Annotated in this window: 19 protein-coding genes and 1 pseudogene; 6 read left to right on the plus strand and 14 right to left on the minus strand. The window is 38.0% G+C overall.

Annotated elements, in window-relative coordinates; all coding sequences use genetic code 11:
* Positions 1-70: 70 nt before the first annotated feature.
* Complete coding sequence (locus E0Z07_RS01655) at positions 71-808, minus strand: tyrosine-protein phosphatase (protein ID WP_006260261.1); 738 nt, start codon at positions 806-808, stop codon at positions 71-73.
* 28 nt (positions 809-836) lie between these two features.
* Positions 837-1,958 (minus strand): Lnb N-terminal periplasmic domain-containing protein, encoded by a 1,122-nt coding sequence (locus E0Z07_RS01660; RefSeq protein ID WP_006260262.1) that lies wholly within the window; start codon positions 1,956-1,958, stop codon positions 837-839.
* A 557-nt stretch (positions 1,959-2,515) separates the two neighbouring features.
* Here E0Z07_RS01660 and E0Z07_RS01665 point away from each other — a divergent pair.
* Complete coding sequence (locus E0Z07_RS01665; protein ID WP_006260264.1) at positions 2,516-3,256, plus strand: CDP-alcohol phosphatidyltransferase family protein; 741 nt, start codon at positions 2,516-2,518, stop codon at positions 3,254-3,256.
* A 317-nt stretch (positions 3,257-3,573) separates the two neighbouring features.
* Here the strand turns inward: E0Z07_RS01665 and E0Z07_RS01670 are convergent, their stop codons facing one another.
* The 7 genes and pseudogenes from E0Z07_RS01670 to E0Z07_RS01700 all read right to left on the minus strand — a co-directional run bounded on the left by E0Z07_RS01670 (position 3,574) and on the right by E0Z07_RS01700 (position 9,706).
* Positions 3,574-3,963 (minus strand): hypothetical protein, encoded by a 390-nt coding sequence (locus E0Z07_RS01670; protein ID WP_006260265.1) that lies wholly within the window; start codon positions 3,961-3,963, stop codon positions 3,574-3,576.
* Positions 3,964-4,310: 347 nt separating this feature from the next.
* A pseudogene (locus E0Z07_RS01675) lies at positions 4,311-4,811 on the minus strand (IS1595-like element ISBbi1 family transposase); the annotation flags it as partial.
* A gap of 1 nt (position 4,812) precedes the next feature.
* Complete coding sequence (sul2, locus tag E0Z07_RS01680; RefSeq protein WP_131540166.1) at positions 4,813-5,628, minus strand: sulfonamide-resistant dihydropteroate synthase Sul2; 816 nt, start codon at positions 5,626-5,628, stop codon at positions 4,813-4,815.
* A gap of 71 nt (positions 5,629-5,699) precedes the next feature.
* The gene (locus E0Z07_RS01685; RefSeq protein ID WP_057281936.1) at positions 5,700-6,608 is read right to left on the minus strand and encodes an IS1595-like element ISBbi1 family transposase; all 909 of its coding nucleotides are present in this window, start codon (positions 6,606-6,608) and stop codon (positions 5,700-5,702) included.
* Positions 6,609-6,627: 19 nt separating this feature from the next.
* Entirely contained in the window at positions 6,628-7,227 is a 600-nt protein-coding gene (locus tag E0Z07_RS01690; RefSeq protein ID WP_050427871.1) for an exonuclease domain-containing protein, read from the minus strand.
* 198 nt (positions 7,228-7,425) lie between these two features.
* Positions 7,426-8,406, minus strand: coding sequence for an IS30 family transposase (locus E0Z07_RS01695; RefSeq protein ID WP_131540167.1), 981 nt, complete (start codon positions 8,404-8,406; stop codon positions 7,426-7,428).
* A gap of 133 nt (positions 8,407-8,539) precedes the next feature.
* Complete coding sequence (locus E0Z07_RS01700; RefSeq protein WP_008651082.1) at positions 8,540-9,706, minus strand: tetracycline-inactivating monooxygenase Tet(X2); 1,167 nt, start codon at positions 9,704-9,706, stop codon at positions 8,540-8,542.
* Positions 9,707-10,029: 323 nt separating this feature from the next.
* On the opposite strand from E0Z07_RS01700, the gene E0Z07_RS01705 reads away from it, so the two are divergent.
* From E0Z07_RS01705 to ltrA, 5 genes are all read left to right on the plus strand, one after another.
* Complete coding sequence (locus E0Z07_RS01705; RefSeq protein ID WP_131540135.1) at positions 10,030-10,932, plus strand: tyrosine-type recombinase/integrase; 903 nt, start codon at positions 10,030-10,032, stop codon at positions 10,930-10,932.
* The gene (locus E0Z07_RS01710) at positions 10,911-12,008 is read left to right on the plus strand and encodes an IS91 family transposase (protein ID WP_131540136.1); all 1,098 of its coding nucleotides are present in this window, start codon (positions 10,911-10,913) and stop codon (positions 12,006-12,008) included. Before E0Z07_RS01705 ends, E0Z07_RS01710 begins: the two co-directional genes overlap by 22 nt.
* 369 nt (positions 12,009-12,377) lie before the next feature.
* Positions 12,378-13,604, plus strand: a complete 1,227-nt coding sequence (gene ere(D) / locus E0Z07_RS01715) for an EreD family erythromycin esterase (protein ID WP_009040233.1) — start codon at positions 12,378-12,380, stop codon at positions 13,602-13,604.
* Between the two features lie 259 nt (positions 13,605-13,863).
* Positions 13,864-14,664: a 23S rRNA (adenine(2058)-N(6))-methyltransferase Erm(F) gene (gene erm(F), locus E0Z07_RS01720; protein ID WP_131540168.1), complete on the plus strand. Its 801-nt coding sequence runs from the start codon at positions 13,864-13,866 to the stop codon at positions 14,662-14,664.
* An 805-nt stretch (positions 14,665-15,469) separates the two neighbouring features.
* Complete coding sequence (gene ltrA, locus E0Z07_RS01725) at positions 15,470-16,765, plus strand: group II intron reverse transcriptase/maturase (protein ID WP_131540169.1); 1,296 nt, start codon at positions 15,470-15,472, stop codon at positions 16,763-16,765.
* 172 nt (positions 16,766-16,937) lie between these two features.
* Here ltrA and floR read toward each other — a convergent pair whose 3' ends face one another.
* The 5 genes from floR to E0Z07_RS01760 form a co-directional block, all read right to left on the minus strand.
* Positions 16,938-18,161 carry a chloramphenicol/florfenicol efflux MFS transporter FloR gene (gene floR / locus E0Z07_RS01735; RefSeq protein WP_131540170.1) on the minus strand — a complete coding sequence of 408 codons (1,224 nt, stop codon included), beginning with the start codon at positions 18,159-18,161 and terminating at the stop codon, positions 16,938-16,940.
* The gene (estT, locus tag E0Z07_RS01740) at positions 18,154-19,074 is read right to left on the minus strand and encodes a macrolide hydrolase EstT (RefSeq protein ID WP_046701559.1); all 921 of its coding nucleotides are present in this window, start codon (positions 19,072-19,074) and stop codon (positions 18,154-18,156) included. Before estT ends, floR begins: the two co-directional genes overlap by 8 nt.
* Positions 19,075-19,305: 231 nt before the next feature.
* Positions 19,306-19,851: a BRCT domain-containing protein gene (locus tag E0Z07_RS01745; RefSeq protein ID WP_005807148.1), complete on the minus strand. Its 546-nt coding sequence runs from the start codon at positions 19,849-19,851 to the stop codon at positions 19,306-19,308.
* 69 nt (positions 19,852-19,920) lie between these two features.
* Positions 19,921-20,829, minus strand: coding sequence for an IS1595-like element ISBbi1 family transposase (locus tag E0Z07_RS01750; protein WP_057281936.1), 909 nt, complete (start codon positions 20,827-20,829; stop codon positions 19,921-19,923).
* A 73-nt stretch (positions 20,830-20,902) separates the two neighbouring features.
* A complete protein-coding gene (locus E0Z07_RS01760) occupies positions 20,903-22,462 on the minus strand; it encodes an oxidoreductase (RefSeq protein ID WP_317128060.1) in 1,560 nt (519 codons plus the stop codon).
* Between the last annotated feature and the right edge of the window lie 91 nt (positions 22,463-22,553).

Raw genomic sequence — 22,553 nt, forward strand, 5'->3', positions numbered from 1 at the left:
GAAAATAGACAGAAAAACAAAAGGGATCGCTCACGCGATCCCTTTCTTATTTTATACGATAAGTAATTCTTTATTTCTTAAAGAAGATATTATTAGCAATTGCTTTCTCGAAGTTCTTCACTTCTTTAATTTGTATTTTAGCATCAAAGCCCTTGATATGTTTGGTATGGTGGATATCAGATCCTACGAAGTCTATCATATCATTGTTCAACAGATAGTTTGCAGCCTCTAATACATGACTTCCATAGTATCCTGTAGTAGACAATAAGTTCATCTGAAACTTACACCCTGATTTTTTAAGCTTCTTATACATTTCTGTATTCTTGTGATAGAAGTTATAACGCTCTGGATGCGCTAAGATAATCTCATACCCATTCGATTTTAAATGGAATAAAATATCCATTAATTGTATAGGTGGGTTGATATAAGACATCTCTACTAATACATAGTTATCTTTTAATGTCAATAGCTTCTCTGAATGAATGCGCTGTAAGAAACTCTCATCCATCATATACTCAGAAGCCACTCTCAGCTGAAGAGACTCCGCCTCTGTAGGTAGTACCTCTAATACCTCATCATACTTAGCTAAGATTCCTTCTTTAGTATTATCCCATACTAGTGGTGTAGTATGTGGAGTGGTAATCGCTTGGTCAAAGCCCATCGCTTTCATCGACTCTATAATAGTCTTTGTATCCTCTTTAGTCTGCGCCCCATCATCAATACCAAACATTAAATGAGAGTGAATATCTACATAATTATTTGGAATTAATGTTTTAAGCTCTGGTTTAGATTTAAATAATCCGAACATATCTTTATATTATTTTTTCTGATTAGGTCTACTTGTTATACTTCTTAGCTATACGCATTTCTATAGCCAAACTCACAAGAGTCAACAATACTAATGGCAAGGTCACTAATAACTTTTCGCTAGTAATATTCAATACGATATACAAAATTACACAAACTAAAGTTAACAACTGAAGTAACTTAGCTATCTTGACATTCTTTCTTATAAAAGGTAAGATTAAGAATATAGGACTACACAGTAGCACTGTATTATTACTTAACAGTTCGCCATGAAGAGAGTAAAACCCTACGACAAAGAAGAAAATACCTAACAGCCCTAAGATGACAAAATACACACTTCTAACGCCTCTCTGAGTCATTAGTCCTGCTAACACTAAAACGACAAGACTAAAGAACCACATAGAGTTCACACTTATACCTGATTTCTCCGTAGATACTTCTGGCTCAAAAACAGTCACTGTCTCAGGAACCAAAGGTTTTCCGTTGACTTTAGTCTCTGCTAACCCTTGCATAAACTTATCTGGTAAGAACAGTAAAGTAGAATGAGCATCTACCTTAGAACCGAATATTAAATTAATTCCTAGCATCTCGAAGTATCTCTTATTCAGATACGAGTTTAAGATGGTTCTATAAGTAGCTGTGTTCCCTTGTACATCTACTTTTACAGGTGTCGCTATACTATTATTAATAATATCTACCGCCTTAGTAGTACAGTTCTGATCTATAAACTTATATACATAGAATTTATTCTCTTCTTCTAAGGATTCGTTCAGTTTTTGCCATATCTCTTCTTTCTGAGTTGGCGTCAAGTCTAGTACTTGTTCATACACTGCTCTATTATCATATACATAACTCCCAATGAAGTTTCTATACGTAGAATAATCTGCGTAGTATAAAAGATCTCCCTTTACGAACTTTCCATAAAAATTAGGTGTTCTAAAATCAAACATTCCATAATTATATACCCTATCTATCCCCTCAAAAGGATCACTTACGCGTATCGCTGTATGCCCGAATAGTGAATACAACTCATCTCCCGTACCACAAGTAAGTACACTTATCTCTGCTCTATCAGAGAGTGGTCGTTCTTTAGAGAAAGCCATCTGCACTACAAAAAGGCAGAAAAGCAGATATATAATTTTCTTTGTCATCTATTCTTCTTGATTTATAACTAAGCGTTCTATTTGCTCTTTACAAAAATACTTTACTAATCTTTGATTTACAATAAAAACATACACTCTAAACTATTTATGAATAACCTTCTTGTACCACAGTTAAAACGTAGCTTCTCATCTGCTACTGCTCCTATCTTCTTCGCAAGAACTAAATTATATCAACACAACACCTCCATGATAACTCCGTTAAAACTAACTATAAAACGGAGTCACTACGGACTCACTACGGACTCAATGCAACTAAAACCATGTTAATCTGGCTATAAGTACAATACTAGGTATAACCTCTTCTATCCTTTAATTAACTTGATCCAATGTAGTCTGTTCTCTACTTATCAAATATATTAATTATCTAATAAACGTTTAGTTACCTAAATAGAGTACATCAAATAATAAAACATCTATAAAGATAAATGGCATTATCTAAAGTAATCCTTATAAACACTATAAAAATTAGTAACTTTATGATACATTTGTATCAATAAATACAAGTAAACCGTTATAGAGTTTATATAAACAAACAAATTTCAGTTATGAAAAAACACATTCCTAATGCTATCACTTTATTAAACTTACTTTCAGGATTAATTGCGTTAGTGTATGCATTTGATGATAATATACACATGGCTTTCTTATGGGTATGTATAGGAATCTTTTTTGACTATTGGGACGGCTTTGTAGCACGTATCCTTAATGTAAAAAGTGAAATGGGATTACAGTTAGACTCACTAGCCGATATGGTGACTAGTGGAGTAGTTCCAGGATTAGTAGTTTATAAAATGCTAGCTAATATTCAAGAAAACCAAGAGATCTATAACCTTACCCCTGAGACCTACTATATGGGAGTAGTTCCATACTTAGGGTTTATCATCACATTAGGAGCTGCGTATAGATTAGCCAAATTTAATATCGATACTAGACAGACTGATTCGTTTATCGGATTACCTACACCAGGTAATGCTCTATTCATCTTAAGTATCCCGATGATTATCTCTACGACTAAATCAGAAGAGATTATCTCCTTATTAAGCAATCCTTACTTATTAGTGGTGATCAGTATCTTAAGTGCTATCATCATGAATGCAGAACTTCCATTGTTCTCATTAAAAATCAAGCCTAATAATCTAGGAGCTTATAAACTTCAGATAGGATTTATGCTACTATCATTAGTACTACTAGCTACTCTATTATATCTAGCTATACCTATTATTATACTAGTATATATCTTACTATCTATCATCATGAATATGACAAAAAAGCAAACTACTAACTAAAAATAAGAAACGCTATCTCTCCAGATAGCGTTTTTCATTTGGTCTATATCTAAAAAGTGTACTATTTCATCCTTATGACTATGTTGCCCCTTTTTTATGCCAATTCTTTATTGAATAATTATTATTCTCATTTATACAACTATCCAAAACAGCAATAATCACAATATGAGCAATTGACTATAAAACAATCACTTTACCTCTAAAACACTAGTCATTGGCACACTTATTGAAAACTTTATTACAAACTTTTTTTTCATACTACTTTTTTGCCCTATACACCTTACCCCCTTTGTATAGGGCTTTTTTTATTGTTTTTTTTACACCATAGAACCAAGGTTAGCATCATCATGTTTTCCTTCTTCATGAAGCGTTAACTCATCACAGAATACTATTTTCTCATTTTCTATTACAAAAGTTGCAATTACTTTTACCTTACTCACAGAGCCATCATTTCTATATACTGAAACACTGTGATTAGTAAAAACAAGATTTCCCTCTTCTGCCATATAATTAAAGGTAATAGACAGTCTCTCGGTTACCTCTTTTAATTTTTTAATATGATTACTAAAAATGGTGTAGTCTAGCCTCTTTCCATCAACACATTGGATATAATCAGTAGAAAAATAGGTAGCTATCACTTCTGGACGATACTGAGGACTCTCTAATAGATTTACAAAACAGTCTTTTATCAATTCTTTATTGGTCATATTTCATTTCTTAAATTACAAATACGAAAGTAAAACACTGTCTAAAGAAGCGCGATAACAATTGTTATCAAATAAAACTTTTATAAAGACACTATACCTAAAGTGACAACTAACACATATGGAGTGTTGTCCTATAGCTAACTTCTTTATAATACTATCCATATAAAAGTCTATTCTCTCAGAATATAGCAAAGAAAAAGTATAATGTCTTACATTATCAATATTGATGAACGAGACATAACCACTTCTTGTAATTTATCTTCTTTAAAAAAAGAATATTATAATAGATGAAGTTCTCTATAATGTGTAATTATTTCATTTTTAAATAATTATTTCTGATTATCCGTTTATGCACCTGTTATATTCGCAATTACTAGTCTGTCAAAGAGTTTGTCTCCAAAATACCGTCTGTTTAATTTGTAAATAAACTCGTTGAGATACAACTGTAAGTATTTCCTTTTGATTTTATGGTAGTTGCCCAGCAATGTCCGTTTTGCATTACTGATTGCGATATGCACCCATTTGAGTGTTTCCTTGGTGGTTTTGGCGTCTGATTTCTCGGTGACGTGCAATTCCACCAGATCGGAGATGTCAACGTAAGAAGTGCTTTTGTCCGAAAATACGATGGCATCATCCTCCATGCAGTCCCTGACCACGCCGTTGATTCCTTCACTTTGATGGCTATCCAGTACCCTGGCCTTGAAATAACGCACATGCTTCTCCTTTTTGCCCGTTTCGATATCTTCCAACGGGGTGCTTTCGGCCATCACCGCAACGTTCTGCTTTCCCTCGGCTCCCCGGCCACGTGTACCCTTGCCTCGCTCGATTTCCTTACTGGCCACCGAAAAGTTAACGAATTCTTGCGGTTTCTTTCAGCGCCGCCAATACCGCCAGCCCGTCGCGCAAGGGGCGCGGCTCGTGTGTGCGGATGAAGTCAGCTCCACCTGCGGCGGCGGCAAGCTCTGCAGCGAGTGTCGCGGCCCCGACATCCCCCGGACCACGGCCTGTGAGCGCGCGCAGAAAGGATTTGCGCGAAACAGACAGAAGCACCGGCAAATCGAAGCGCAGCCGCAATTCATCGAACCGCGCCAGCACCGAGAGCGAGGTTTCGGGAGCAGCCCCCAGAAAAAACCCCATGCCGGGATCAAGGACAAGGCGGTTGCGTTTGATACCGGCACCCGTCAGCGCCGCGATGCGCGCGTCAAAGAACGCCGCAATGTGATCCATGATGTCGCCAGCGGGTGCCTCGCGCCGATCTGCCTGCCCGTCTTGCACCGAATGCATAACGACGAGTTTGGCAGATGATTTCGCCAATTGCGGATAGAACGCAGCGTCTGGAAAACCGCGAATATCATTGAGATAGGCCACACCACGCGACAAGGCATAGGCTTGCGTCGCGGGTTGATAACTGTCGAGCGAGACGGGAATGCCATCTGCCTTGAGCGCGTCCGGCACCGGCGCGATACGCGCGATTTCTGTGTCGGACGAAACAGGCGCGGCGTCGGGATTGCTGGATGCCGGACCGAGGTCGATCACATCTGCCCCCTCGGCCATCAGCTTACGCGCCTGCGCAATGGCTGCGTCTGGCGCCAGATACCGGCCTCCATCGGAGAAACTGTCCGAGGTTATGTTGACGATGCCGAAAATGATGAGCGATTTATTCATGGGGGCTTCTATAATAATACCTAAAATCCGCAGGTAGTTAATTAGGATGTTTAAAGATTCTGATTATCCGTTTATGCACCTGTTATATTCGCAATTACTAGTCTGTCAAAGAGTTTGTCTCCAAAATACCGTCTGTTTAATTTGTAAATAAACTCGTTGAGATACAACTGTAAGTATTTCCTTTTGATTTTATGGTAGTTGCCCAGCAATGTCCGTTTTGCATTACTGATTGCGATATGCACCCATTTGAGTGTTTCCTTGGTGGTTTTGGCGTCTGATTTCTCGGTGACGTGCAATTCCACCAGATCGGAGATGTCAACGTAAGAAGTGCTTTTGTCCGAAAATACGATGGCATCATCCTCCATGCAGTCCCTGACCACGCCGTTGATTCCTTCACTTTGATGGCTATCCAGTACCCTGGCCTTGAAATAACGCACATGCTTCTCCTTTTTGCCCGTTTCGATATCTTCCAACGGGGTGCTTTCGGCCATCACCGCAACGTTCTGCTTTCCCTCGGCTCCCCGGCCACGTGTACCCTTGCCTCGCTCGATTTCCTTACTGGCCACCGAAAAGTAACCCTCATCCAGTTCTATCATCCCTTCCAGTGTATACCTTGCATCCCGGTTGCCCATCGCCCTGCGGAGTTTGTGTACCATCGCCCATACCGGTTCGTAACGCTTCAATCCTAATTGCTTCTGGAGTTCGTTGGTGGAGAATCCCTTTTTTGTGCAACTCATCAGGAACATCGTTTTGTACCACACCAGAAACGGCAGCTTGGAGCTCTCCATGTTCGTACCGCTGCGCAACGAGGTGCGGAAACGGCAACCTTTGCATTCATAACTCCATTTACCCTGTAACCAATAATGGGAAGTGCCCCCGCATCGCTTGCAGACAACCCCTTCCTTATCACGCTGCTCCTTGAAATGCAAACGACAATCTTCCTCCGAACCGAAATGAGCCGTAAAACTGAATATGTTCATAATCCCTGCTTTTTGAGCGCTAATATACTAAAAATATTAGGTGTGTTTGCGGAGAATCAGATAGATTTTTCAAAACACTCAAGTCCATACTCGCATTATGAAAAATTAATAAATTAGATGAAAGATATTTAGAAAGTTCGTCTTCCCATAATTCTTGAAAATTAAGGGAAAATTCTACATCTTCATATGAAATTCCGTGTATTGAAGTATGAGTTTTTAAAAACTTTTCTGATTTTGGTGGATTTATATAGTGTTTTGTCGAATAAACTATTGTGTCATTTTTCACGAAGCATAATCCGATTGCACAAGCACTTAATCTACTGTTATTTGCTGTCTCAAAGTCAATAGCAATAAAATCAAATTTATTTTCAAAGTACTCAGGGAATGTATGAGGATTTTTAAATTGATTGAATTTCAATTTTTGCAAAATCGCTTGTTCGTATTGAGGTTTTACTTTATAACCAACTTGTTTTGCTTTTTTTAGCCAAGGTTCAAGAATATAGTTTGGTGTATTTTCGATAAAATTATAGAATAGAAATTCATTGTTTGTTTCAGGATTTATTCCCGAAACTTCCATTTCAATTTGATTTTTTGGTTTAGGTTTAAAAAAGTTAAACATAGTTCATTTTGTATAATTCAGACGAGTTTTGGTGTAATATGGCATATAACGTTTGGCAAATTGGCGATGGAGCCGACTTTTAGCACAAATGTTGAATAGAATTACTAATCTTCAACATTGCACAAAAGTTCAATAGAAGTACTTCACCGGCTCTATTGCCAATTTGTTTGTTATGTGCCGTTTTATTCCATCGTGAATTCAAGTTATAAATGCAACAGTTGCTATTTTGTCTAATTTATCTGCAAAAACTTCATTAGGCGATTTAAAACCAAATCTCTTTCTTGGTCTATTGTTTAAAATATTTACAACTCTATCTATTTGTTGTTGTGTAATTAAATCGAAGTTACTCATTTTCGGGAAATATTGTCTGACTAAACCATTTAAATTTTCATTAGCGCCTCTTTCCCAACTGTGATAAGGTTTTGCAAAATAATAGGCAATCTGTAACGCATTAGCTATATTTTGATGGTTTGCAAACTCTTTTCCATTATCAGAAGTGATTGTATGTAGAAGAGGTTTGTAATCCTTTAATAGCTCTATTGTTTTAGCCTCTATCACATGAGCTTGTTTAGATTCAACCTTCCCCATTAGTAAAATCCCTGTGGCTCTATCGTTAATAGTTAATAAGGCTCCATTATGATTTTTTCCTATTATCAAATCAATTTCTAAATCTCCTATTCTTTCTTTTTTGTCAACAATACCAGGTCTTTCATCTATATCTAATCTGTTCGATATTAACCCTCTACTATCTTTATTGCTTCCTCTTTTACGATATTTTTTCCCTTTATTTCGTAGATGCTTATAAAGCTTTCCTCCTTGCTTTTTATCCTTCCAAACGAACTGATAAATACATTCTACTGAAACCATTTCTATCTTCTCTATTTTACATCTTCCTACTATTTGTTCAGGGCTATAATCTTTATTGAGCAGCGACAAAATGGTTGCTTTGACACTTTTATTTAAGCGTTTATGCTTAGGTTTTTCTTTATGACGAAGTGTTGTCTTTTTTTGAGCAAGATCGGCTTTATAAACACCGTTTCTACCATCTGAATTACGTTTAAGCTCTCTGCTAACAACTGATCTGTCTTTGCCTATATAATCACCTATTTCACTAAGTGATCTACCTAAATTTTTATATGCTTCTATTTTGTATCTTTGTTCTAACGTTAAATGTGACATCTTTTTGATTGTGTAGGAACTTCAAAAGTAGATGTTTTTTTTCGCCAACAGCGGGGAACATTTGCCCCATGGGGCAAATGTTCCCCGCTGTTCTTTTAAATGCTGTTGCATTTATTTGTTGAATCTAAGCATTTTATACATTTAACAATTGCTGAAACGTAAAGTCGGGTTTAAACATTTCAATTTCGTTTTGAGTTGATTCTTCTTGTGCTTCTTTGCCATAGATAAACATTTGCTGTTCATAATTTTTAACAGCCTCTTCAATGCTATTAAATTTTCCATCGGCTAGATTATCAGACAATATCAAGGCATCCACCAACCCACTATTTACTCCCTGCCCTGCAAAAGGCGGCATCAAATGTGCGGCATCCCCAATCATTGTTATGGGTAATGGGCGCTTGCTTTTCCAAGGCTTTTCTAAAGGAAATATCCGTGTAGCCAATCCTACAAATGACAACGTCGTATGAATCAATTCTTTGTAGCGTTCGTCCCAATCGGAAAATTCTTTCAGAAGAAAATCAACGACACTATTTCTGTTTTGAAAATCTACCTGCGTTTGGTTTTTCCATTCATCAGGTGTTTTAAAACTTATTCCAAAATGCAATGCACCATTATTATTGGGGTTAGCAAATAATAAATTACCTTGGTGAGATGCCATTAGCCGGTTTCCATTGCATAGCTGAAAAAATCCAGGACAGTTTATCTCTGGTTGATGAATATCGGCTTGTATATTGAAAGTACCTGTTTCTTCAACTTCCGTGTCGGTAACAAATTTTCTTACCTTGGACATCCCGCCATTGGCAAGAATAACCAAATCTGCTGTTTCACTCGGTTTATTCTCAAAAGTTAGTGTCCACTTCTTCTTACCAGGTTCAAGCATAACAAGTTTTCTATCCCAAATAACCGTGTCGTTTTCTAAACTATTCAACAAGATAGCCCTTAAGTCATTTCTGTTTATTTCAGGATTGTCAAATCGATTTTCGGGCTTTACATTTTTTGTGGATAAAATATTGCCTTTTTCATCAGCAATATTTACACCCATTGGTAAGGCTAAGTCATAATAAGTTTGTAACAATCCCGCTTTTTTCATTGCTTCCTGACCTGAACCTTTGTGTAGGTCAAGGGTTCCACCAAAAATTCTTGCCTCTCGGTCGTTGTCTCTTTCGTAAACTGAAACGTCTATGCCGTTTTGCTGTAATAATTTTGCCATAGTCAGTCCAACGGGTCCACCACCAATTATTGCAACGTTCTTATCACTAAGTAAATTCATTTGTTTGTCTGTATCTATTCGCATTGTCATTCAAAAATGGCACATAACGGGAAACGCATTGGCGAAGTGGCGGATAAATTGGACAAAAAGTTCAATTTAGCGAGAACGTAGCCGATGTGTTTCCACAGAGCTAACTTACAAATAAAAAGCGAATGTGGAACACATTCGGCGGAATAAAATGCAGAAACTTTCAATTTAGCACTTAACCTGCCATTTTGCCAATGCGATGTTGAACTAAACCTCCGGTAGCTTTCGCTGCGATGATTTAGTACCTTAGTATTTATTAACGTTTAAATAATTGATAATATGGTAACTAAAAAAAATCTCCGGAGGAATTAAGAACGAACAAATATTTGAATCGTGCTTGTAATGAAATTACAGGTTTTTCTGAACTTCTGCAACGTTTTGAGCGAAATATTTCTATTTTAGGACGAAGCAAACGCACTTTTGAAAATTATTCGCGCCATGTGGCCGCAATGGCACTTCATTTTGGTGCTTTACCAACCGAATTACATCCAGAACAGGTTAAAGATTATCTGTTTGAACTGCAACAACGTTCCAATTCACCTTCGCAATCGTATTTTAAACACACGGTTTACGGACTTCGATTTCTTTTAAAAACAGAGAATTTACCTTACGATCATCTTCATTTACCATCGATTCCTAAAGAAAAAAAACTACCCGTAATACTAAGTCGAGAAGAAATTTGGAGAATGCTTCAACATGCCGATTTGTTAAAACATCGCTTGCTCATCGGGTTGATTTACGGTTGTGGTCTGCGTTGCATGGAAGTTCGAAATATTGAATTGAAACACTTAGATTTTGATCGAAAATTGCTTCATATCGTTCAAAGCAAAGGTAAAAAAGATCGTTATGTTCCGCTTTCTGATCATCTCATTCGAGGGATAAAAAAGTACATTTCAATTGAACATCCGACTACTTTTTTATTTACTGGCAACACCAAAGATGCCAAAGGATTTGATTCGCGTTATAGTCAACGTGGCGTTCAATGGGCGATTCAGTCGGTTTGTAGAAAAGCTGGAATTTTAAAAGACGTTCACACGCATACCTTGCGTCACAGCTACGCTACACACTTGTTGGAAGATGGCGTGAATATTCTTCAGGTTCAGAAACTGATGGGACACGAACGAGTAGAAACCACAATGGAATACCTGCACGTTTGCCAATTGGAACAACAAAAAGTACACAGCCCATTAGATACCGTTTTTGCCTTATGCAGCCGCAGTGGGAGGTAGCCGATGTGCTTAGAAAGGTCGATTTGTCCAACCAAAACTTTACGGTTCATCAAGAGAAAACCTTACGGGCATTGACTTTATGTAGAACAGCAGCTTTGGGCGGACATGTAGATGCTTGTGATGCTTGTGGAAATATTAGCATCAGTTACAACAGTTGTAGAAACAGGCATTGTCCCAAATGTCAAGGGCACAAACGTGAAGAATGGATACAAGCTCGCGAGCAAGATTTGTTGCCTTGTTCGTATTATCATTTGGTATTTACGTTGCCCGATACGCTCAATGGTTTAGCGATTTCTCATCCGCAAATCATGTATCGCATATTATTTGAAGCAACTTGGGCTACAATGTCTCAATTTGGAAAAACAGAAGGATTGCAATTGGGAATGATCGCCATTTTGCATACTTGGGGACAAAATTTGAGTTTGCATCCGCATTTACATTGCATTGTTCCTGGCGGTGGAATTGATAGAAATGGCAATTGGAAACGCAAGATAAAAACCGATAAATATTTGTTTGCAGTAAAAGCTTTGAGTAAGGTTTTTCGGGCCAAATATGTAGCGTTGTTGCGCAAGGAAAAATTAGCGGATACTCAACTCTTACAAGGTTTGTTTGAAAAGAATTGGGTGGTTTATGCCAAACGACCTTTTGGTGGGCCAAAGCAAGTGATTGAATATTTAGGCAGATATACGCACAAGGTTGCGATAAGCAATCATCGGATAAAGAACGTAACCGATCACGAGGTTACTATTAATTATAAAGATTATAAAGACGGCAGTAAAACCAAGCAACTCACCTTAAAAAACGAAGAATTTGCAAGACGATTTAGCTTACATATTTTACCCAAACGCTTTGTGCGAATCAGACATTACGGAATTCTAAGCAGCAGTTGGAAACGCGGAAAGCTCCAGCAATTACAAAAAGAGTTAAATGTTGTACGCCCAATAATTGAACCCAAAACGCAACATAAAAAATGCTATTGCTGTAAAGTCGGTAATCTGATTACCTTGCATGTTTTTGGGCAAAGAGGACCACCGAAAGCCTATCTTATCGAAAATAAACTTGCGCCTGTGAATTAACTTTTACGGGTAAGGGAACTTGTGCTTTTTTGCATCGAAAAACAGTGTAAAAAAGTAAAAACAAACATAAAAAAAAGCAGTAATCCTAAAATTACTGCTCGTATATCTTAAAGTCATACTTCGACAACTCCATAATACTTTATTAGCTTCCTACGGTTCCGTTCAACGGGCTTTCATCTCGTGCCCTCCGGGCAAGACGAAAGCTTAGTTATTATGTGAAGGAATTTTTAGTATCTTTGTATTCAAATAATTCACATTTTATGTATTTCAGCAAGCCTTGGTAATTAAAAATTAAAGTAAATTATTAAATCGTCTTTTTGAGACGGTTGCTATTTGGTACGTTAATTTTTAATTTAAAATAAGGTAATAATGAAAAATATAAAACCCTTAACTTTTCCGTTTAATTCGGAAAATAATACATCCATAAAACAAAGTCTTTTTCGATTTCGAGAATATTTTGATTCTTCTACAATTGTTGGTTTAGGCGAAAACGCACATTTCATAAAAGAGTTTTTTACATTCAGGCATCAAGTTATTGAGTTTTTAGTAACTGAATGTGATTTTGACACCTTGGCATTTGAGTTTGGTTTTTCTGAAGGATTAGAAGTTGATAAGTGGATAAAATCACAAATTCCATTCGACGATTTGGATAAGTTACTGTCACACTTTTATTATCCAAATGAGTTTAAAGATACTTTGCTATGGCTTCGTCGGTATAATCAAGACAATAATAATCAAATTACCTTTTTAGGTGTGGATATTCCTAAAAATGGAGGTTCTTATTTTCCAAACTTTCGTATTGTATCTGATTATTTGCAAAGACTTTCAATCGTTTCTTCTGATGTCTTACAGAAGATTTTAAATCTTGCTGAGAAATTTGATTTCTATTCGACTTCTCAGCTTGCGTTAAATTTATCGCTTTTTGATGAAGCTGAACATAATGAATTAAAAGCATTGCTATTAAAAGTTTACATTCGTTTGATTACTCTTCAACCAAAATTAGAAAGTTTAGAATTTCAATCGATAGTTCATCAAGTTAAAGGCTTGATTTATATGAATTATAATGCTGATGCTATGGAAAGTTTCATTACTGAAAGGGGAATTGAAGGAGATATGGGAGCAAAAGACCAGTATATGGCAGAAAGCATTGATTGGTTTTTGAAAAATTCACTTGGTAAAAAGATTATTTTGGTTGCCCACAATGCTCACATTCAAAAAACTCCGGTAGATTTTGATGGATTTATTAGTTGTTATCCAATGGGGCAAAGACTTTCGATGACTTTTGGAGAAAAATATAAAGCATTTGCAATAACTAATCTACGTGGAGAAACTGCGGCATTGTATCCTGATAATGATTATCAATTTGGCTTTAGGGTTGATAAATTTCCACTTGATTTTCCAGAGTCGGATTCTGTTGAATTTATTATGCAAGAATTTGGAGGAAAAGAATGCTGTTTACTAATGAACAGAAGTACGGAATTAAAAAATTGTAATAAGATTCGATTTGATTCGATGTGCCTAAAAACTGAAATAGAAGAAGCTTTTGACGGAATTTTTCTAATAGAAAAATCAACTGTTTCAGAAGTAGTGGATTGAGAATTTATAAATTTAATTTCGAAACGGCACTTTCTTTTTGGAGGTGCCGTTTTATTCTTTCACATAACGGTTCTCAGCTATACGCAGGCAGGGATTTTAACCACTGAACTTCCTACGAAGAACTGAACTTCAAATTTACCACTTTCCTGTCTTACGAAGCACGAACCCCCTGCTTGCGTATAGGTGATGTTATGCGGTCGGCTTTCATTTTCTCTTCTTTCTCGTTAATTTGTCAAGCAAAGTTACTAAATTTGCAGTAATGACAAAAAAGAAATTGCCCGTTCGTTTTACGGGTCAGCACTTTACTATTGATAAAGTGCTAATAAAAGATGCAATAAGACAAGCAAATATAAGTAATCAGGATACGGTTTTAGATATTGGGGCAGGCAAGGGGTTTCTTACTGTTCATTTATTAAAAATCGCCAACAATGTTGTTGCTATTGAAAACGACACAGCTTTGGTTGAACATTTACGAAAATTATTTTCTGATGCCCGAAATGTTCAAGTTGTCGGTTGTGATTTTAGGAATTTTGCAGTTCCGAAATTTCCTTTCAAAGTGGTGTCAAATATTCCTTATGGCATTACTTCCGATATTTTCAAAATCCTGATGTTTGAGAGTCTTGGAAATTTTCTGGGAGGTTCCATTATCCTTCAGTTAGAACCTACACAAAAGTTATTTTCGAGGAAGCTTTACAATCCATATACCGTTTTCTATCATACTTTTTTTGATTTGAAACTTGTCTATGAGGTAGGTCCTGAAAGTTTCTTGCCACCGCCAACTGTCAAATCAGCCCTGTTAAACATTAAAAGAAAACACTTATTTTTTGATTTTAAGTTTAAAGCCAAATACTTAGCATTTATTTCCTGTCTGTTAGAGAAACCTGATTTATCTGTAAAAACAGCTTTAAAGTCGATTTTCAGGAAAAGTCAGGTCAGGTCAATTTCGGAAAAATTCGGTTTAAACCTTAATGCTCAAATTGTTTGTTTGTCTCCAAGTCAATGGGTAAACTGTTTTTTGGAAATGCTGAAAGTTGTCCCTGAAAAATTTCATCCTTCGTAGTTCAAAGTCGGGTGGTTGTCAAGATGATTTTTTTGGTTTGGTGTCGTCTTTTAAGCTGCCGCATAACGGGAAACGCATTGGCGAAGTGGCGGATAAATTGAACCGAAAGTTCAATTTAGCAGTGACGTAGCCGATGTGTTTCCACAGAAGCTAAATTATTAAAAAAAAGCTGAATGTGGGACACATTCGGCGGAATAAAAAGCACAAAAGTTGAATTTTGAACTTAACCCGCCATTTTGCCAATGCGATGTGTGTGCCCTGCATATGCAGGACACACCCCGAAAGCTTTTCAAATAGTTCAAAAATACAAATTTAGTTTTACGAACCAAGTTTTCGGGGTGTTATTTTTCCAGAGGGTGCAAGTCCCTTACGAGCGGATTGAAAACCCGAATCGTTAGCAAGCTGCAAGGTGGTTTATCGTGAGGTATGCACTGAAGGAAGCAGGACTGCAAAAGTCTGTACCGACGAACAGAAAGTACATAAGAGGCATAGCAATAAGGATGAGTATCCACAGCAATACGAAGTCCAAAACAGTGTTCTGAACATGCTATTAAATCAGATTATTGTTATGTAGATGTACCGGCGATAGACGGAAGGAAAAAGCATTTACCAGGGGAGGTCTTGGCGATTACGAGTTAATCAATCCAAGAAGTCAGCAGAGGTCATAGTACTTGCAGGCAAACGAGGTGCGAATAGATACCGCATAGGTCTCACAAACAAGGAAGGACTGAACGTAAAGAGGTTTTCAATAGGTAACGGAACGCATTGTAGCCCTACTTAACGAAAACAGGTTAAAACGACTAAAATGATAACAAGAGTAGTACATCCGTTTAATCTTCAAAAAGCATTGGAACACGTGATTGCCAATAAAGGCAGTGCGGGTGTTGATGGTGTTTCTGTCCGAGAACTCCGCAAGGTGTTTTCAGAAAAGAAACTACAGCTGATTGAAGCAATCAAGCAAGGCAACTACCAAGTGCAACCCATTTTAGGTATTGAAATTCCGAAAGGAAACGGGAAAACCCGATTATTAGGTGTTCCCACCACTACAGAACGTGTGTTGCAACAAGCCGTAGCACAAACTATTGCACCGCATTTCGAACCCGAATTCAGTAATTACAGCTATGGATTTAGACCCCACAAGAATGCCCGACAAGCCGTTGGACAATCTCGGGAATACATCCATTCAGGATTAAACCACATTGTGGATATTGACCTGAAAAACTTCTTTGATGAAGTTGACCATTGTTTATTACTGAATTTAATCTATCAAAAAGTGAAATGCAAAGCTACGATGCAACTCATACGCAAATGGCTCAGAGCACCGATTGAAATCAACGGAAAACTACATAAACGAAGAAAAGGCGTTCCACAAGGAAGTCCACTAAGTCCGCTATTGTCGAACATTTTACTCCATCAATTGGATAAGGAAATGACTCGAAGAGGACATAAATTTGTACGTTATGCGGATGATTTTAGTATCTATTGCAAAAGCCACAATCAAGCCAAAGCTACAAGAGTAGTAATTGAAAAGTTTTTGAAAACCAAACTCAAATTGACTATAAATGAAGAAAAGAGCGGGATTAGAAAACCAATCAACTTCACAATTTTGGGTTTTGGATTCGTACCTACGTACGAGAAAGGAAGTAAAAATCAATACCAACTCATTGTATCGGAAAAAGCATGGAAGAAACTAAAAGAACGACTTAAAACAATCACCCGAAAAACCACACCAGCCACATTTGAAGAGCGTATTGCCAAGATAAAAGAAGTGCAACGCGGATGGTTGAACTATTTCCAAGGCACGAGTATTTTGGGCAAATTACGAGATTTAGACGGTTGGCTTCGCAACCGACTGCGCTATTGCATTTGGCATCATTGGAAAAAACCTGAAAGGAAAAGGAAAAACCTGATTCGATTAGGTGTAGACCAAGACCATGCCTACGCTTGGAGCAGAACACGGAAAGGCGGTTGGGCAATAGCACAAAGTCCTATTCTAGGCACTACCATTACTTTACAACGCTTGAAGAAAAGAGGATATGTTTCCTTAACTGAATTACATTTACAACTTAACCCATCTCTTTGCGAACCGCCGAGTACGTGACCCGTACGCTCGGTGGTGTGAGAGGCGCACTCCGTCAGTTTCTGGCGGAGCCGTCTACTCGATTGAACTGAACAAGGGAAATGAGCGGTATCCTGCCAGACAGGATACCGACATTCACGAGGTTTCGATGGTTAGTGCGCCGCATCGGAGCGGGCCTGCTACCAGTCGTCGGTTAGACGACTGGCGACTTCTCGGTGGCAGCCCCACGGAGCCGAAGGAGCACCAGCCCCAACGAAACCAGTACCGCCATCGCCGTGGCGTAACAGATCACGGGCCACGCTGTGTCACCGTTTAAAAGTGCCACCGCCAATGTCCCGACAATGCTGACTATCAGGCTTTGAACGCAGAAGTAGAACGCGACCGCTGATCCCGCGATGTCGTCGAACTCTGCCAAAGCGCCGTTCGCGGTAACGGACACCGTGAAGACAATACCGACCGCGACAACCCACATCGGTAGGATGAAGGTGAGGAATGACGGCGAGCCGTAAAGTTCGCCGATCCCCAACAGGACCGCTCCGCAAACAAGCAACGCCATCCCACGCGCCACGCATCCTGCGATGCCCCATCTGGCGACAAAGGACTTCGCGAAACGGGTTGTCACGATCATTACAAGCGCGACAGTGGCGAAGGCAAAGCTGAATCCGATCTCGGAATATTCCGCTTGGCCTATGAGCACACGGGGAGCCGTCGAGAAGAAGACGAAGTAGGTGCCCATACCGGCGCTAAAGCCGACAGTGTAAACCCAAAAAGCCGGACTCGCGAAGATCGGCAAGACAGATCGGCGCGTCTTGACTTGATCCAGAGGGCGGGTTTCGTGCCACCTGAAACCCGCATTTAGGAGTGCGAGCATCGCCAGTATAGCCAAAGTAATGAATATCGCCTGCCATCCCAAGAACTCGCCGATCAATACTCCGGCGATAGGGCCGAGCGCAGGCACGAACGCCAGCATCGAACTGAAAAGGCTGTAGATGACGACACCCTCAGGACGGTTGGCATAAACGTCGCGAACCGTCGCGAACGTCGCCACCAGCATGGCCGACGCGCCCACTGCTTGAAGTAGACGGAAAGCGACAAAGGCCGGTGCAGTTGAAGACCAAGCTGCTCCCAGAGACGCAATGACGAAAGCCGTTGCGCCCGCAAGTAGAATTGGCCGTCGCCCGATTCTGTCTGAGAGCGGACCAAAAATCACCTGGCCCACGCCGAGCATCACCATATAGAGGCTCAACGTGAGTTGGATCATAGCGGGCGTCGTGTTCAGGATGCCGGGCATCGCTGGAACGACAGGGAGATAAATATCCATCGCCAGTGAAGCGAGGATGTCGAAAGGAGCCATCAGCAGCAGTGCTGCCGGCAGCGTATAGGCCCACGCGGGGCGTTGTTTTTGTTTATCAGTCATTTATGTGTTTTTCTATTCCATCAATAATTGATTTCCAATCATCAACGTGTAATTCGTGTCCTGTACCTTCAAGGGTGATTAGATTTGAACCTTTTATTTTTTCTAGTAAAAAACCTGCATTCTTATAATGCCAAATTTTGTCGTCTGTTCCGTGGATAATTAAGGTGGGTTGTTTGATTTCGTTTAATCTGTTCCAATATTCTTCACCACCACCACCTTGCGATGCAGCGTGATTGAACATACTTATATAATTGTTGGCTCTATTGAACTCAGCTCTTATCAGTTTTTCACTTCTTTGTTTGTCAAATTGTTTCTTGCCACTCATTAATTCTGCACCCTGAATTAAATAGTTTACCACACTGTCTTCATTTGTCCAATTGACTGTACCTGCTTTACTATGGAAATCTAAAATACTCGTGTCCATTTCAGGTATAGTTGGGTCTGAGTCTCCCCAAGGGCCTGATGACATAAGAGTTAAGGAGTTAACTCTGTCGGCAAACTTTATTGATGCTATTTGAGAAATTAGTCCGCCCAAAGAAATCCCCACAAAATGTGCTTTGTCAATCTTGTAGCCATCCAATATTGAAATAGCGTCATTAGTTAAGTCAACAATATCGTATGGAGTAGAACCTGGTTCATAATTAGTGGATTTTCCTACATCTCTGTTGTCGTAACGAATAACAAAAAATCCTTTTTCAGATAATTGTTGGCAAAATTCAGTGTCCCAATACAGCATTGATACGGTTGCACCTGCTACCAAAAGGATTGCTGGATTTTTCTTATTTCCAAAACTTTCCGTACAGAGTTCAATGCCGTTTGTTTTAATTATTTTCTCTTTCATTTCTGTTTTCCTTTGTTTGCAACTGATTATTATCAGTCCTAAAATTAATATCCAAAGTAGTTTTTTTTTCATTTATCAATGTTTAACTGTTATGCTGGTATCTTTCACAATGCCCGCTAACGGGAAACGCATTGGCGAAGTGGCGGATAAATTGGACAAAAAGTTCAATTTAGCAGTGACGTAGCCGATGTGTTTCCACAGAAGCTAAATTATTAAAAAAAGCTGAATGTGGAACACATTCGGCGGAATAAAATGCACAAAAGTTGAGTTTGGCACTTAACCCGCCATTTTGCCAATGCGATGTTATATGCCGTATTTTTTGATAAGATAATTTAAGTCAGCTTCGTTTAAAATTCTAATGTTTGCTTTTTTTGATTGGTTTAAGTCGTTTATTTTTTGGATTTTTGACCAACCACAATCTTCACCTGCAAAAACAAAATCTACTTTACCTGTTATTCCTGATTTTATTTGTCCACCAATTTTCATTAGAAAAGTTTTTATTTCTTCTCTTTCTATTGAAAAGTTGCCCGTAATAACTATTCCTTTTCCTATTAAATCAATGTTTTCAAGTTCGTTTTGAGTTATTTGATAATTTGATAAATGCTCTTCATTTTCTTCTAAAACATCTTCACTTGGTTGATTGAAATAATTATTATTTGTTTTAGGCTGGTCATCAATTTTTCTTATTAGTTCTTGATAACTTGGATACTTGTCAGTCAATTCGCCAAATATTAAAGCACAAAGTTTTGCATCGAATTCTGGGTCGTGATGATTTGTTACTTCTAAGTCCAAACTCTCTGCTAAATCTTTTATTTTTTTAGGCATCCCAAGTTTATCTGCAAATAACATTGTGTCAATATAACTTATGACATATGGTTTTAAATTATAATGTTCATATAGATTTTTCTGATTATCCGTTTATGCACCTGTTATATTCGCAATTACTAGTCTGTCAAAGAGTTTGTCTCCAAAATACCGTCTGTTTAATTTGTAAATAAACTCGTTGAGATACAACTGTAAGTATTTCCTTTTGATTTTATGGTAGTTGCCCAGCAATGTCCGTTTTGCATTACTGATTGCGATATGCACCCATTTGAGTGTTTCCTTGGTGGTTTTGGCGTCTGATTTCTCGGTGACGTGCAATTCCACCAGATCGGAGATGTCAACGTAAGAAGTGCTTTTGTCCGAAAATACGATGGCATCATCCTCCATGCAGTCCCTGACCACGCCGTTGATTCCTTCACTTTGATGGCTATCCAGTACCCTGGCCTTGAAATAACGCACATGCTTCTCCTTTTTGCCCGTTTCGATATCTTCCAACGGGGTGCTTTCGGCCATCACCGCAACGTTCTGCTTTCCCTCGGCTCCCCGGCCACGTGTACCCTTGCCTCGCTCGATTTCCTTACTGGCCACCGAAAAGTAACCCTCATCCAGTTCTATCATCCCTTCCAGTGTATACCTTGCATCCCGGTTGCCCATCGCCCTGCGGAGTTTGTGTACCATCGCCCATACCGGTTCGTAACGCTTCAATCCTAATTGCTTCTGGAGTTCGTTGGTGGAGAATCCCTTTTTTGTGCAACTCATCAGGAACATCGTTTTGTACCACACCAGAAACGGCAGCTTGGAGCTCTCCATGTTCGTACCGCTGCGCAACGAGGTGCGGAAACGGCAACCTTTGCATTCATAACTCCATTTACCCTGTAACCAATAATGGGAAGTGCCCCCGCATCGCTTGCAGACAACCCCTTCCTTATCACGCTGCTCCTTGAAATGCAAACGACAATCTTCCTCCGAACCGAAATGAGCCGTAAAACTGAATATGTTCATAATCCCTGCTTTTTGAGCGCTAATATACTAAAAATATTAGGTGTGTTTGCGGAGAATCAGTTTTTTATTAATATTATTTTAAAAATGCTCTTGCATAAGAGCTATCAATTTTCTCTTTTTCGTTTAGTTCATTTGCAGCATAAAATACAAGATTTGGATTTTTAAGCAACTCTCTTCCATATGCAACAAAATCACAAAAACTATTTTCAAGAAGATATTCACCCTCTTTTGCTGTTGTTATTAAACCAACAGCAATAACAGGAATATCTACACTTTTTTTAATCTCTTTTGCCCAATTAGCTTGATAAAATGGTTCAATTTTTGGTATTTTATCTGGATTTTCTATATTTCCACCACTTGAAACATGAATACAATCAACTCCAACTTTTTCTAACTCTTTACTTAAATAGATAGAGTCTTCTATATTCCATCCATTTTGCATCCATTCATCAGCACTAATTCTAACAATAAGGGGTAATTTTACCCTATTTTTTATCTCTTTTGCAGTTTCAATTACTAATCTACACCTATTTTCTAAACTTCCACCATAAATATCATCTCTTTTATTTGTTAAAGGTGATAAAAATTCACACAACAAATATCCATGAGCAGCGTGAAGTTCTACTGAATCATAATTTGCTTTTTCGGCTCTAATTGCAGCATTTACAAACAACTCTTTTATTTTTGTTATCTCTTCAAGACTTAACGCTTTTGGAACTTTATATGGTGATTTTTGACTAAAAGCAATTGAGCTTGGAGCTACACAAATATCATCAACAACTTCAGATTTTCTTCCTGCATGAGCTAATTGTATAGAACTTTTTGCTCCAAATAAGTGTAACTTCTCATTCATTTTTTTATGATTTTCAATTAAAGAATCATCCCAAAGTCCTAATTCAAAAGATGAAACTCTTCCTTTTGGCTCAACTGATGCTGGTTCAACAATAATTAAACCAACATCAGCCATTGCTCTTGAAGTATAGTGAAACATATGGAAATCTTTTAATTCTCCACTATTATCACTTTTATACATACACATAGGTGGCATTACAACTCTATTTTTTAGTTCCAAATTACCTATTTTACCTTTGTTTAATAATAAACTCATTGTCAAATCCTCTATTTTTATAAAATTCTCTCTTAAAGTATCTTCAAATTTAGCTAACTCTTTATTTAAATCCAAATCTCCTTTAAAAATATCATGCACAGAGTAAGTTTTTAAAGGTTCTAATCCAACAAATTGAAAAGTTTTATGAGTAGCAACATTTGCTTCATCTAGTGATAATCCATCAAAAAAACCATTTGGATTATTAAATTCACTCTTTGGACAGTTGTATGTGATACTTAACATATATTTTTTACCCTTTAAAAGTCCTCCACTTCCATAAGTTTTACTCTCATCACTTCTACTTCTTCCATCACTTGTATAGTGTCTTCCTTGAGTAAAAGTTTCATCAAAATATTTTTTACTAATCCAAGGAACTCCCATCCAATAAGTAGGATATTGAAATAAAACTGCATCAGCCCACTCAAATTTATCACACTCTTCTTTTATATCATAACCCTTTTCAATGTGTGTATATTTAACATCAAATCCATTTTGTTTAAAAAAATCAGTCGCACGTTCTATAATTTTATTTGTTAATTCACCCTTAGCTACAACATCATAATATTGATGCCCTTAATATAGATAAACAGTTCAAAAAAGCCAAATTTCCTTAAAA

Source organism: Myroides odoratimimus, assembly GCF_004337635.1.
GTDB classification, from domain to species: domain Bacteria; phylum Bacteroidota; class Bacteroidia; order Flavobacteriales; family Flavobacteriaceae; genus Flavobacterium; species Flavobacterium odoratimimum.

Coding starts and splice junctions, on each gene's coding strand:
- estT (WP_046701559.1), bottom strand. CDS start 19,074: ATGAAAAAAAAACTACTTTGGATATTAATTTTAGGACTGATAATAATC.
- E0Z07_RS01670 (WP_006260265.1), bottom strand. CDS start 3,963: ATGACCAATAAAGAATTGATAAAAGACTGTTTTGTAAATCTATTAGAG.
- sul2 (WP_131540166.1), bottom strand. CDS start 5,628: ATGAATAAATCGCTCATCATTTTCGGCATCGTCAACATAACCTCGGAC.
- E0Z07_RS01655 (WP_006260261.1), bottom strand. CDS start 808: ATGTTCGGATTATTTAAATCTAAACCAGAGCTTAAAACATTAATTCCA.
- ltrA (WP_131540169.1), top strand. CDS start 15,470: ATGATAACAAGAGTAGTACATCCGTTTAATCTTCAAAAAGCATTGGAA.
- E0Z07_RS01745 (WP_005807148.1), bottom strand. CDS start 19,851: ATGTTATTTGCAGATAAACTTGGGATGCCTAAAAAAATAAAAGATTTA.
- E0Z07_RS01750 (WP_057281936.1), bottom strand. CDS start 20,829: ATGAACATATTCAGTTTTACGGCTCATTTCGGTTCGGAGGAAGATTGT.
- E0Z07_RS01710 (WP_131540136.1), top strand. CDS start 10,911: ATGCAGCCGCAGTGGGAGGTAGCCGATGTGCTTAGAAAGGTCGATTTG.
- E0Z07_RS01665 (WP_006260264.1), top strand. CDS start 2,516: ATGAAAAAACACATTCCTAATGCTATCACTTTATTAAACTTACTTTCA.
- E0Z07_RS01700 (WP_008651082.1), bottom strand. CDS start 9,706: ATGACAATGCGAATAGATACAGACAAACAAATGAATTTACTTAGTGAT.
- E0Z07_RS01660 (WP_006260262.1), bottom strand. CDS start 1,958: ATGACAAAGAAAATTATATATCTGCTTTTCTGCCTTTTTGTAGTGCAG.
- E0Z07_RS01695 (WP_131540167.1), bottom strand. CDS start 8,406: ATGTCACATTTAACGTTAGAACAAAGATACAAAATAGAAGCATATAAA.
- E0Z07_RS01685 (WP_057281936.1), bottom strand. CDS start 6,608: ATGAACATATTCAGTTTTACGGCTCATTTCGGTTCGGAGGAAGATTGT.
- E0Z07_RS01690 (WP_050427871.1), bottom strand. CDS start 7,227: ATGTTTAACTTTTTTAAACCTAAACCAAAAAATCAAATTGAAATGGAA.
- floR (WP_131540170.1), bottom strand. CDS start 18,161: ATGACTGATAAACAAAAACAACGCCCCGCGTGGGCCTATACGCTGCCG.